Origin of the sequence: Bifidobacterium intestinale (genome assembly GCF_023656765.1) — a bacterium.
In the GTDB taxonomy this organism is placed as follows: domain Bacteria; phylum Actinomycetota; class Actinomycetes; order Actinomycetales; family Bifidobacteriaceae; genus Bifidobacterium; species Bifidobacterium hominis.
Genome location: NZ_JAMOKR010000005.1, coordinates 130,726 through 143,435, shown reverse-complemented (window position 1 = coordinate 143,435; position 12,710 = coordinate 130,726). Strand labels below are relative to the sequence as shown.

General features: G+C 55.4%; 8 protein-coding genes. 1 reads left to right on the top strand and 7 read right to left on the bottom strand.

Annotated features, from left to right (window positions below; translation table 11 throughout):
- Window positions 1–15: 15 nt before the first annotated feature.
- The 7 genes from NBH13_RS07590 to NBH13_RS07560 form a co-directional block, all read right to left on the bottom strand.
- Window positions 16–1,059 carry a LacI family DNA-binding transcriptional regulator gene (locus tag NBH13_RS07590; RefSeq protein WP_144165889.1) on the bottom strand — a complete coding sequence of 348 codons (1,044 nt, stop codon included), beginning with the start codon at window positions 1,057–1,059 and terminating at the stop codon, window positions 16–18.
- Between the two features lie 228 nt (window positions 1,060–1,287).
- Complete coding sequence (locus NBH13_RS07585) at window positions 1,288–4,020, bottom strand: glycoside hydrolase family 2 protein (protein WP_250779472.1); 2,733 nt, start codon at window positions 4,018–4,020, stop codon at window positions 1,288–1,290.
- Between the two features lie 115 nt (window positions 4,021–4,135).
- Window positions 4,136–5,032: a carbohydrate ABC transporter permease gene (locus tag NBH13_RS07580; protein ID WP_226670914.1), complete on the bottom strand. Its 897-nt coding sequence runs from the start codon at window positions 5,030–5,032 to the stop codon at window positions 4,136–4,138.
- Window positions 5,029–6,078, bottom strand: coding sequence for a carbohydrate ABC transporter permease (locus NBH13_RS07575; protein WP_126015824.1), 1,050 nt, complete (start codon window positions 6,076–6,078; stop codon window positions 5,029–5,031). The genes NBH13_RS07580 and NBH13_RS07575 overlap by 4 nt, the downstream gene beginning before the upstream one ends.
- Window positions 6,079–6,209: 131 nt before the next feature.
- Window positions 6,210–7,583 carry an ABC transporter substrate-binding protein gene (locus NBH13_RS07570; protein WP_250779471.1) on the bottom strand — a complete coding sequence of 458 codons (1,374 nt, stop codon included), beginning with the start codon at window positions 7,581–7,583 and terminating at the stop codon, window positions 6,210–6,212.
- A gap of 486 nt (window positions 7,584–8,069) precedes the next feature.
- Window positions 8,070–9,437: a GH1 family beta-glucosidase gene (locus NBH13_RS07565; protein ID WP_226852107.1), complete on the bottom strand. Its 1,368-nt coding sequence runs from the start codon at window positions 9,435–9,437 to the stop codon at window positions 8,070–8,072.
- A 115-nt stretch (window positions 9,438–9,552) separates the two neighbouring features.
- Window positions 9,553–10,920 (bottom strand): ATP-binding protein, encoded by a 1,368-nt coding sequence (locus tag NBH13_RS07560; RefSeq protein ID WP_250779470.1) that lies wholly within the window; start codon window positions 10,918–10,920, stop codon window positions 9,553–9,555.
- 458 nt (window positions 10,921–11,378) lie between these two features.
- On the opposite strand from NBH13_RS07560, the gene NBH13_RS07555 reads away from it, so the two are divergent.
- The gene (locus NBH13_RS07555) at window positions 11,379–12,563 is read left to right on the top strand and encodes an SGNH/GDSL hydrolase family protein (RefSeq protein WP_250779469.1); all 1,185 of its coding nucleotides are present in this window, start codon (window positions 11,379–11,381) and stop codon (window positions 12,561–12,563) included.
- Window positions 12,564–12,710 lie beyond the last annotated feature (147 nt).

Sequence of the window (12,710 nt, the reverse complement as noted above, 5' to 3'; positions counted from 1 at the left end):
CAATTTTTAAACTCATCATCGCATCTTTTCCTCTGCCGGAGCGGGACCGGTCGAAGCGCGGGCACGCAATTCGTACGGCCCTTCCATCAGATGCCCCACGCGCTCACCGTCGATCAGCTTGAGCAGCAATCCGGCGGCTTGCTTACCGGTATCGACCACATCACGGCCCATGGCGGTCAGATTCGGATAGGCCGCGGTGCACATGAAGGAATCATCCCACGACATGATGGAGATTTCCTCCGGCACTTTGATGCCTTGCGAAGCTGCCACGCCAAGGCCTGCCAACGCCATCACATCATTGTCGTAGATGATCGCCGTCGGATGCTCTGGGAACGACAGCAAACGCTTCGTGGCCTCGCTACCAGTCTCCGGCGTGTAGTCGGTGTGCAGGCAGCGGTAACGCATGCCCAGCTCAGAAGCGACATCTGCAAAGGCGGAATCACGAATATACGAGTGCGCAAGCGATTCGGGACCGCCGACGCGGGCGATCTGACGATGCCCGAGATCATACAGGTATCGCACCGCTTGGCGCACGGCATCGGCATCGGCACTTGACAGGCTCGGCAGATTGCCGGCCACGGAAGCGTCGGCGATGGCAAGCACCGGCATTTCCTCATGCTCCTCAAGCAGGGCGACGCAAGGATCGCCAAGTTCCACATTGACGAGCAGCATGGCATCGACGTTGCCGGTGGCGATCCAATCGTCGATGATCGCAAGCTTCGCATTCTCGTCAACGGCCATGCGTACCAGCAAGGAATAATCGTATTTTTCCAACTCGGCGCCAAGACCGGAAATAAGCTCCATCATGTAGGGTTCGACGGAAAGCAGCTTCGGGTCGTAACCCAACACCAGACCCACGCGCTGCGTCTTCGACTTGGCCAGCGCCTGTGCCGCGCCATTTGGCTTCCATCCCAGTTCGTGTGCGACCTTCAACACCTTGTCTCGGGTCACATCGGAAACACCAGACTTGCCGTTGAGCGCATATGAAACAGCGCTACTGGAGACCCCTGAAGCTCGGGCAACGTCAAAAATCGTCACCTTGCTTTTTTGAATAGGCATGTCCGCGTCCTTCTTCTTAACTTAAATCGCAACTTAAACGATTCATCTACATCATACAGTAAAAGCGCCGACCAACCTCTTGAAAAGTCAGTGCTCACAACACTTTCGTCTCTTAAGGTCGGTGGCGCTTCAACTTATGTTTTTACTCAACCGAACACGTCAACTGAAATTTCAGTAGTCCTCTATCCACTCTTCTACCGCTTCAGCAGACGGCGTATTCGCGGAATCTCACCATTCGCGCTTCAGATCGTTGGCGGAACGCAGCACGTTGGCAGCTGCGAATACGTTCGGATCGGCAAGCGCCCCAGCATCGGTGGTGGTGATGTGCAGCACGACGCTTTCGCCCGGAAGCAGCGAGACCATGCCCTCGGCCACCGAAGCCTTCGCGTCGACCTTGTCTGCCATGCAGAACAGGTCACGCACGTAGCTCTTGGCCGTAACGGTAAGTTCCACACCATCTTCCACAGCAACGGCCGCAATGCTGAACGCTTCAGCCGGGGCGGCAAGCTTCTGGTCGATGATTTCGGTCGGATTGAAGATCACTCGGGCGAAGGCGTTGTCGGACGGGGTCGCCACAACCAGCTCGTTGCCGGCATCCCCGTAGGAGACGATGTCCTCGGCGAGCGGCAGACCGATATGGCAAACGGCGCCAAGCTCAACATCGTCGAAGCTCTGGGTAGCGAGCACTTCGCCGGCCAGCGTGACGCGCTCGACCTTCCACGTGCCCTTCCATGCCTCACGGGTGTCGTTGAGCACGATGAGTTCGAAGTGGTCGTTGGCGGTCTTCGTGCCTTCCCAGCTGTGGGTTTCACGGTATTCGTCGGACACGCGCGGCTGGATGGTGGCCAGGCGTGGCGCGAAGAAGTCGCGGGAAGCGTACCATACCGGCTTGCGATGTCCATCGAAGTCGACGGCCGCCCAGGAAACGACAGGCCAATCGTCGTTGAGCTGCCAAATCAGCGCGCCCGCGTTGACCGGCTCGAGGGAGCGCATATGCTCCACGCCGAAACGCATGGCCTGCGCCTGCTGCAGCTGGCATGCCCAATGCCAATCCTCTATATCGGCCCAATTGTCGGTCGGAATCAGCCAGCTGTGCTCGCCGTCAGACGGCTTGCCGTTGACCACGCCGCCGAAGCTCACGTCGTCAAGATGGCCAGGGGTGATGTGCGAGCGCATGCCACGGGCCAGCTTGTAATTGCCGCCCATGGCCTTCTGATGCACCAGCATCTGCTTGCCGAACGGTTCGAGAACCTCGTCGTGCACTGCGTTAGTGAGCGTGCTCCATGCCGGCGGGGCCTGATAGCCGAATTCGTCGGCGAAGCGCGGGGTGTACTGCGCATATACGGTGTAATCGGCGCGGTTCCAAGCATCCCAGATGTGCATGGTGCCGTCGGTGTCGAAGTTGGCGCCCGTGAATTTGGTGAAGCTCATCGGAGAGCTTGGTAGATAGACGGAACGTGCCGGATCGAGCTCTGCGAGCAGGGCCGGGAACAGTTCGGAATAGTAGTAGTCGCCCCACGGCTTCTCTCCGTAGCCGAACTCGTTGGCCTTGCGGTCGTCGTCGCGCAGGGCCTGCTTGTAGCCGCCCCATTCCGCATAGGCCACATAGTTTTCGTTGGATCCGTTCCACACAATCAGGCTGGCATGTTCGCTCAAACGGGTGATGTGCTCGCGGGCTTCGGCTTCGACTTCGGCCTTGGTTTCGGTGTCTTCCGGGTAGGCCGCGCAGGCCAGCATGAAGTCCTGCCACACCATGATGCCGTACTTGTCGCACAAATCGTAGAATTCGTCGGCTTCGTAGATGCCACCGCCCCATGCACGCACCATGTTGGAGTTGGATTCCACCAGGTCGCGGATGCCGCGCTCGTAATCGCGGTTGGAAACGCGTGCGATGAACGCATCATCCGGAATCCAGTTGTAGCCGTGCGCGTGCACCGGCACATCGTTGACATAAATCTGGAATGGACGGCCGACTTCATCGGCGCGGGTGTCGACATGCACGGTACGGAAACCGACATGGCCGTTCCAGGCGGCGGCTTCTGCGGTAGCGGCCTCACCGGCGGTGACGGCAACGTCGTATAGCGGCTGATCGCCGTAGCCAATCGGCCACCACAACTTCGCTTCTGGCACTGCAATCGTAATCACCGCGCTATCGCGGCCTTCCCCAACAATGCCGTCGGCAGCCAAAGCAACACCGAAACCGGAAATCTCCGCATGCACCGGCACCGCCTGACGCACGGGATGGGAATCATACGGGGACATGATGCGACCCTTGCCCACACGTTCGATCTCGACGTGCACATTCAGCAGGCCGGTACCATCAGCGGCAACATCAACCAACGGACGCACGGAAACCAAACGCACGTCGGACCAGGAATCGATGCCAATCTCACGCCAGATGCCGGCGTTTGCCACATCGATGCCCCAATCCCAGCCGAAGGAGTAGCTCGGCTTGCGAATCTGGTTGAACGCGTGATGCTCGGTGTGCGGGTAGTAGCCGCGGGCCTGCTCCATACGGTCGGATTCACGCACCGGAGAGGTGAAGGTGACGGTCAGTTCGTTGGCGCCCTCTCGCAGCAGTTCGCCCACGTCCCAACGGTAGGAGCGGTGGAAGTTCTTGGTGGAGGCCACCGGGCGTCCGTTCAGCACAATGTCGGCGATGGTATCGAGGCCGTAGGCCACCAGGTCATGACGATCGGCGCCGTTGTCGTGCCAGTCGAAACGGCAAGTGAAACGCCAGTCGATGTCGCCGATCCACTGCTGATCATTCTCGTTGGCGCCGTCGAACGGATCGGCGATCAGTCCTGCATTCAGCAGGTCCAGGGTCGCCTCTCCCGGCACGGTTGCCGGAATGCCGACGGTAAGCGTTTCACGCAGCGATTCTGGGGCGGCTTCTGGGTTGACGGCCGTCAGCGTCCATCCTTCTGCAAGTGGGGCAAACGTGCTGGGAATGTGAGACATGGTTGTGAATCCTTTTTGCGAAAAAGTTAACGAGGAAAGATGAAGGAAGGACCGCGCCGCGATCTCAATCTCGGTGCGGTCCCGGTTATGGAAAAGGAGGTTCAGTTATACGTTTTTATTCCTTGACGGCGCCTGCTGCGATGCCGCTGTAGATCTGCTTCTGGAAGATCAGGAACAGGATCAGCATTGGCAGCAGCGTGATGATCACGCCGGCGCAGATCAGGTTGTACTTGCTGCCCATAGGACCGGTGAAGGAGTACAACGCGATTGCGATGGTCTTCAGATCGGCATTCTGCAGGTATAGGTTGGCCGCGTAGTATTCGTTGTACACGCCGACGCCCTTCAGGATTGCGCAGGTCACGATTGCCGGCTTCAGCAGCGGCAGCAGGATCTTGTAGTAGACGGTGAAGTACGAGGCGCCATCCATGATTGCGGCTTCATCCATAGACACCGGGATATTCTCAAAGAATTGGATGAATACGTAGATGGAGATGACGTCGGTGCCGCACTGCATGAGGATGTATCCCCACATCGTGTTGACTGCGTGGAAGTTGACCATCATTTTGTACAGCGCGACCTGCATTGCGATGCCCGGAAGCAGGGCCGCGATGGTGAACATGCCACGGATGAAGGTGTTACCGGGGAAGCGGAAACGGCTCAACGCGTAGGCAAGCATGGTGCCGATGATCGTGGTGACGATCAGGACTACAACCACCACGATGATGGAGTTGCGGAATGCGACTGCCATGTTCGACGTGGTGAACGCCTGCACATAGTTGTCGAAATTGAGCCAATTCTTCGGCATATCCATAACAGATGTGCTGTGGTATTCCTTGTCCGTCTTGGCGGCGGTCACAAAGCAGCTGACCAGAGGCAACAGCATCATGAATGCCACGAAAACCAGGGAAAGATACTTGACGAAAACGAAGAAACCAATCTTGAACTTGTACCAGAAGCCAGAAGTCTTGGCTGCGGAGCGTTCCTTCGCGAGTGCCACTGCGTCAGTCATCATGCCACCGCCTTTTCAGTCTTGCTCGGACCGTTCTTGAAGATCGGAGCGTTCTTCTTGGCCATGCGGGCGCGCTGGCGCTCGATCTTCGCGGCCTTCTTCTTTGCCTTCTCCACACCGTCGTCAGCGTCCTTAAACGCGTAGTTGAAGAACAGTTGCTGCAACAGCGCGCAAATGAGAATGATGATCAGCAGGACGATTGCCATGGCGGATGCCAGGCCGACCTTCTGGCTGGTGTGGGCGATGCGGTCCATGCGCACGAAGTAGGTGGCGGTGCCGTTCGCGCCGGTGGTGATGACGTACGGGCCTTCGAAGGCGGACAACGAGCCGGTGATCGAAAGGATGACGTTCAGCACGAGGATGGTCTTGATGCCCGGCAGAATGATATGGCGGAACTGCTGGAACTTGTTGGCGCCATCGATTTCCGCGGCCTCGTACAGCGATCCGTCGATCGACATCATTGCGCCGATGAACAGGATCACGTTCTGCCCGAGGTAGCGCCAGATCGACGCGCCCACCAGCGACCAGTTGTTCACGCTTTGGTCTTTCAGCCAGTAGGGCAGACTGTCAAGCTGGAATCCGCACCATTGAAGCACAGTATCGAACACGTAACCACGTGTGTAGAAGAACTTGAAGATGAAGCCGACTGCAATGCCGTTGATCAGGTACGGGAAGAAGTAGATGGCCTTGAAAGCGCTGCCGCCGCGGACCTTGAACGCCAGCATGCTGGACAGGTACAGGGCCAGGCCAACCTGGATCAGCGCGCCGGCCATGTAGTAAAGGCTCAACTTCAGGGAGGAGAGCGTGTCGGGACGGGTGAAGACATCAATGTAGTTCTTGAGGCCGACGAATTCACGCGGGCCGATGTACTTCATCTTGTAGAACGAGTAGCCGATCATGGATCCGAACGGCCAATACGTGAAGATTACGAGCAGTGCGACCGGAACTGCGCAGAAGGCGACGATAATACCGGCCTTGCGCCAATCTCGGGGCTGCTTATTGAATGGGATCTCGACCTTCTCGGCCGGTTCCACTGCTGCTGCAGTCATGATATCCCCCTCAGGTGAGTTTTCTTCTCTGCCTTGTTGTTAGTGAAAGAAAAGGACTTCGACCGTTCCTGCTGAGAACGAGCCGAAGTCCTCAGTGATGATTGAAAGCAATCACAGATTGAGCATCAAGCTCACTTGGCGTCAACACCCTCGGAGTCGAGAGCGTCGTTCCACTTCTGGTTCCATTCCTGGACGAGTTCGTCATAGGTCTGGTCCTTGTTGGCAGCGTGCTCGACGATGCCCTGAACGCGGGCGTCGCCGCCGTTCTTGAGGTTGAGCTCGGAATCAGAGTTGAGGTCGTTGAACAGATCTTCCTCGCCGGACTTGGCGGGTTCGTCGGCGATGAGCTCGACATCCTTGAAGTTGGCGTAGAGGTCAGGAAGCTTGTCGTCGTTGGCGGAGATCGGGATGCCACCCTCGTTGTAGGCGAAGTTGGACTTTTCGGTCATCCACTTGACGAAGATCATGGACGCTTCCTGATTGTCAGCGGAAGCCTTCTTGTTGATGCCGAATGCGTAATCCGGACCGGAAGACGCGTACTGCTTGCCGTCGACGGTGATCGGGAACGGCATGTAGCCGACGTCTTCAGCGTTGTCGCCAGCGGCCTGCATCTGGGAGACTGCCCAGGAGCCGAACACCATGGTAGCGATCTCGCCGTTGTTCATCTTGCCCTTGGAAGATTCCCAATCGGTGGTGGAGTAATCGTCCTCAGTCAGACCATCGGCAACAGCGTCGTACAGAATCTTGTAGACGTTGTAGGCGTGGGTGCCGTCGCCCGGATCCTTGAACGGATTCTTGGTGTGCTCAAGCACCTGGTTCAGGTACTTGGCATCGCCGGTAGCGGTACCGCCAATGTAGTCATCCCATGCGCCCATGGTCCAACCAGCGGCATAGTTGGTGTACAACGGGATGGCCTTGGTCTTCTCCTTGATGGCCTTCAGGTCGGAGATGAACTCATCCGGGGTGGTCGGCAGCTTGTCGATGCCGGCGTCCTTGAAGACCTTCTTGTTGTAGACGATGCCGGAGGCGTTGCCGGTGGAAGCGATGCCGTAGACCTTGTTGTCGTAGGCCTTGTCGGTAGCATACTTGACTTCCTTCTTCACGTCGTCGAGGGAGCCGTAAGACAGGAAGTAGTTGCCCAGCTCGGACTTATCAACGGCCGGGATCATCATGATGTCGCCCCAGTCGCCACCCTGTAGACGGGTCAGCGCGCTGTTGGCGTAATCAGTGCCGCCTTCGATGGAGATCTTGATGTTCGGATACATCTTGTTGAACTCAGCGAGGTACTGCTTCCAGGTCGTGCCGCTGTAGTCGTCCTTGAGCATATCGGTACGGTTGCTGTACAGCTTCAGATTGGCCTTGATGTCCTTACCGGTCTCGCCAAGGGTGATGTCCTTGTACTGGAGATCCGTGGACTGCGAGGAGCTGTCGCTGCCGCCGCAAGCAGCCATGCCCATCATGCAGGCGGCTGCGACACCGGCTGCGACAATCTTCTTGAGATTCATCTTCTGATCCTTCCTTATGAATCACTGTTCATCACTTCGGGAGACTCGGCACCGATTCTCCGTTGGTGATGCCTTTCATCTCAGGCCTCTCTGCCTGCCCTTGATGAAGTGGTAATACTTACGATAACTGAACCCCTTAAGCTTGTCAAGCGCTTAAGTAGTGCGTCAATACCCCCGAAATGAGTTTTACGATGCTTTCTCAACATTACGCGATTTTGTTTAGTCTGCAAAAAAGTTGATATTACTGGGCTTTCGATTACTTATCTGCAATCTAACAAGTATTCAGTAGGTTAACATTAATGCGATTAATGTAATTTTATTTACTGGAGTGTCATTAAGCGATTAAGTCATGCTGCAGTATCCGCAAAACCGTTGGAGAATCAACAAAAATTGGCATGTCACGTCTTCAAAATGACGCGACATGCCAATGTCGTTCAGTGCGATTTTCAGAAGCGCATCCGCAACTCCAACCTCACATGAGCAAAGCTATGCACGGGACGCAATGAAATTGCGATACCACAGGAAGCTATCCTTCGGAATGCGCTCCTGCGTAGCGTAATCGACGTACGTGATACCGAATCGCTTGGCATAGCCGAAATACCATTCGAAATTGTCAAGCAACGACCACACGAAATAGCCGGTCAACGGCACACCCTCGCTCATCGCGCGACGAGCCGCGACAAGATGACGCTGCAGGTAGTCGATGCGGTCAGCGTCGTGCACCGACTTGCTGCCATCGTCGTTAACCACCAACTGATCCTTGCAGGCCATGCCGTTTTCCGTGACCATCAGCGGCACTTCAGGGTAATTGTCATGCACACGCACCAACAGATCATGCAGGCCATCAGGATCGATATTCCAACCCATATCGGTATGCGGCCCCTCCGTCGGCAACCAGTCGACGTCGGACGCGCCAGGAGCCGTGGAAGCCTCCGTGGACTGCGGGAACTGCGGTCGGTCACTCATGGCCAGCAGATTCGTGGAGTAATAGTTGATGCCGAGCACGTCGATCGGCTGATGAATCTGCTCAAGATCGCCCGGCTGCACGAAACTCCAATCGCAGATGCCCTTGGTGATGGCGAACAGCTCGTCGGGGTAACGGCCACGCAGCATCGGGTCAAGGAACGCACGGTTGGAAATCAGATCGAGACGATGGCAGGCATCGGCGTCACCGCGGTTCAACGCAAGATTCAGTGTGACCGAACACTTGGCACTCTCCCCCAGCTCGGCACGCACGGCCTGAACCATCAAACCATGCGCGAGATTCAAGTGATGCACCGCGGGAAATGCACCTGGGCCGAGACCCAAGCCCGGCGCATGCTCCTTTGCACCATAGCTCAAATATGAGGAGCACCACGGTTCGTTCAACGTGGTCCACGTGTCGATACGGTCGCCGAGGCGCTTGGCCACCACAGAGGTGTAGTCGGCCAGCGCGTATGCGGTTTTGCGATTCAGCCAACCGCCTTCATCACCCAAATACTGCGGCAAATCCCAATGATAGAGCGTCACGACCGGCTTGATGCCACTCTCCAGCAATGCGTCGACAATGCGCTCGTAAAAGTCGAGGCCCTTGTCGTTGACGACGCCGTTGGGCGTTGGCATGATGCGCGGCATGGCAATCGAAAAACGGTAAGCATCAACGCCGAGATCCTTGAGCAGCGCCAGATCCTCGCGCCAACGATGGTACGAGTCCGTTGCCACATCGCCGGTATCGCCGGCTAGCGTGGCACCCGGGGTATGGCTGAACGTGTCCCAAATCGAGGGGCAGCGACCATCCTCGTTCACCGCACCTTCAATCTGGTACGACGCCGTAGCCGTACCAAATACAAAATCCTGAGGAAAAGTGTTCTCCATTGCACGTCCTTTCCATGAAGCGGTTAAGGTACTGTGTTTCATATAATAAGCCAGCACTCCAGACACAGCGCAAACCAGCCGCTCTGCACCAATCATGCACAGCCAGCAACACTCATCACAAACAATGCGCCATATACAACGGCAACGTGATGCACTCCGCAGCCTTATCCACAACCATCGGTTTAGGCGCCAACACAAACCTCATACCTACACGCTTGCCAAATTTCTCTTTGAATTTATTCAGCGAAACAGTGCCGTACCGAATACCAGATTTCGCTTCAATAGGACTGATTCGCGCCTTCATAGCCGAATTCTCAAACTCTCGAGTAATCAGAAAATCAATCTCCATCGCACCATACTTGTCTTCATGGTTACCGCAGGAATAGAAAAACAGCCGATGCCCTGAAGCACGGAGTTGCTGAGCAACGAGATTCTCCACAAACATGCCCTCATTAAATGCAAGCTTGCCGAACAGAACGTCCTTATACAGCGAGGCCGGAGTCGTCTTTCGATCGGCAAACGTCAACGCCGACAAAAGCCCAGTATCCGCCATATAACACTTCACTTTGGCTTCGTCCTCGTTAAGCCCCAGCCCCACATTCGGGTCGGTGGAGTTATAACAGTTGTTGGTCACTCTGGCGTCGGACAGCCAGAAAAAGGAATCACGATAATCCCTCATGCGCGCGTTTTTTCCGATTGAAGTGATGCGGAATCGCTTCTCCTTACGTGAGAGTTGTGCAGGGATCGCGTCAAACACCGCCATCACCTTAGCTTCATAACCTTGCGCATATTTGGCGACATCCTGACGGTATAAGTTGAGGATGCGCCGTTTAATACGGTCAGCCGAGCCAAAATCACGTTGCTTGATGTAGTCCTCCACCACCTGAGGCATACCCCCAACAAGCATGTACTCACGCAGGAGGCGCATGGCCTTGTTATGCAGCGCGGAAGGCAAAGGCCTCATATGCTCGAATGAGTCGCGAATGGCATACGCCAGCTGTTCGTTCCCGTACGCCCACAAGAATTCTTCGAAATCCAAGGGATTCAACTCCCCTGACTGCTCCTCGGAAGGAATAACAATATCTTTGACATTCTGATGGATGGACAGCAACGACCCAGTTCCAATGTAATCGAAACGGCCATCAGCCACCAATCGTTTAATGAATTCGCGCGCAGGAGGAAAACTCTGCACCTCATCGAAAATAATCACCGAATGCCGCGGCACCAGATTCACTTCATAGTAGGCAGACAGGTAAGTGAAAAAGGTTTCAAGATCCTGCCGATACTGACGAAAGAGATCAAGCACTTCCTGAGGCGCTTCGGAAAAGTCGATTGCCAAATACGAGTCATACTCACGTTTGGCGAACGCTTCCGCAATCGTGCTTTTACCAACACGTCGAGCACCTTCAATAAGCAGGGCGCTTGCACCTTGATCACGATTCTTCCATTCGAGCATCTCGTCATAGAACTTACGCTTAAACATCGCCAAACTCCTTATATTGCAACGATTTTCATACTGGTTTACACGGAATCGGCAGTGTCAAATCAAGGATTTCGCACGAAAACGGCAGTATCAAAATCATTATTTCGCACGAAAACGGCAGTGTCAAATTGCAGATTCCACACGAAAACGGCAGTATCAGCCAGCATTTCGATATCTTGTAATCAGTTGCGCAAACAAACGTACACACAACAACACGCGGAACAGGCAGTCAAGTATTCGCACACACCCGTTATGAAGCAACCGACTGCGTGTCTTTTCGTAAAGTCGGTTAAGATATTGCGCGCAGGCAATCGTATCGTTCACATCAGCCAGGCGACGACCGCCAGCTGGAACGATATCAAGAACTGACCGAAATCTCTGCCGTTCAGCCAGTCCTCCATGTATTGCGGCAACAGGCACTGCCGCAATCAGCATTGAAGCAATAGGGGAACTCTCACATGCAGCATATTTCTTTCAACAATCCGAATCTTCGTCATATGGGACGCGTCAGCGATGCCGTGGATCCAGTCACGCACGCGCCATTCCAAACATGGGCATTCCCGTACACGCAAGTGTCATTCCGTTGCACTGGAACATACATCGGCGTACGCCTCGTCAACCATTGGGGGTATGGGCGAGCCACTCTGGGAGCCGTCGTTGATGGCATGCAACTGCGCATTCCCGTCCCCATCGACACCGAACATGACGCCGTCACGCTGGAAAACGGCTATCCCAGCCGCGTGGAACCAACGGAACCAGCAGAACCAGCAGACATGCAGCACAGTCAATCCGACGTTCGCAAACCCGTATACGTCACCATTGCCGAACAATTGCCGAACATCATGCATGAAGTCACGATTTTCAAACGTCAGGATGAAGGCAACAATCGCTACGACATGATCAGCATCGAGCTTGACGACAATGCGCAACTACTGCCACCCAGCGCCACTAAGCCAAGCCGTCGCATGGAATTCTACGGCGATTCCGTAACCTGCGGCGAACGTTGCGAGGCACTGTGCTACGAGGGGCAGGCAGATCCCGACGAGGATTTGAGCGGCTACAGCAACTCTTGGTATTCGTACGCCTCAATCACCTCACGCAACCTCAACGCTCAAGCTCATCTAGTAGCGCAGGGCGGAGCCAGCCTCATCGACGGTATTGGCTGGTTTCACGCACCGCACTATCTCGGCATGGAAAGCATTTGGGATCGCAGCACCTACAATCCGGAATTCAGCGAGCCACAGCCGTGGGATTTTACGCGATACACGCCACATGTGGTGGTGGTTGCCTTGGGTCAGAACGATGCGCATCCACGCGATTTCATGGCGCTGGATTACGACAGTGCTGAGGCGCAGCATTGGCGTGCGCGCTATGTCGATTTCGTGCATGCGTTACGCGAGAAGTACCCGAAAGCGCTGATCGTGCTTACCACAACAATTGTGCGGCACGACGCCGCTTGGGACCGAGCGATCGGCGAAGTCTGCGATAAGCTTCGCACTGAGGGCGAGTTTCACGTGAAACATTTTTTGTATTCACGCAACGGTTGCGGCACGGATGGCCATCCGCGAGTTCCGGAAGACGAACAGATGGCCGCCGAACTCACCGCATACCTGGAATCATTCGGCCCGGATCTGTGGCAATAGCCTATGCATTCGTGACATATTTTTATTTGATTCGTTTCTGCGATTTTGGTGCCGCAAATCGCAGAAACGTTGATTTTTCAACGATTTTTTATTTGACTGGTATTTGATTCGTATTTGACTGACGTGCGATCAGCAAGACTTCAATCG

Coding starts and splice junctions, on each gene's coding strand:
- NBH13_RS07575 (WP_126015824.1), bottom strand. CDS start 6,078: ATGACTGCAGCAGCAGTGGAACCGGCCGAGAAGGTCGAGATCCCATTC.
- NBH13_RS07560 (WP_250779470.1), bottom strand. CDS start 10,920: ATGTTTAAGCGTAAGTTCTATGACGAGATGCTCGAATGGAAGAATCGT.
- NBH13_RS07590 (WP_144165889.1), bottom strand. CDS start 1,059: ATGCCTATTCAAAAAAGCAAGGTGACGATTTTTGACGTTGCCCGAGCT.
- NBH13_RS07565 (WP_226852107.1), bottom strand. CDS start 9,437: ATGGAGAACACTTTTCCTCAGGATTTTGTATTTGGTACGGCTACGGCG.
- NBH13_RS07555 (WP_250779469.1), top strand. CDS start 11,379: ATGCAGCATATTTCTTTCAACAATCCGAATCTTCGTCATATGGGACGC.
- NBH13_RS07585 (WP_250779472.1), bottom strand. CDS start 4,020: ATGTCTCACATTCCCAGCACGTTTGCCCCACTTGCAGAAGGATGGACG.
- NBH13_RS07570 (WP_250779471.1), bottom strand. CDS start 7,583: ATGAATCTCAAGAAGATTGTCGCAGCCGGTGTCGCAGCCGCCTGCATG.
- NBH13_RS07580 (WP_226670914.1), bottom strand. CDS start 5,032: ATGATGACTGACGCAGTGGCACTCGCGAAGGAACGCTCCGCAGCCAAG.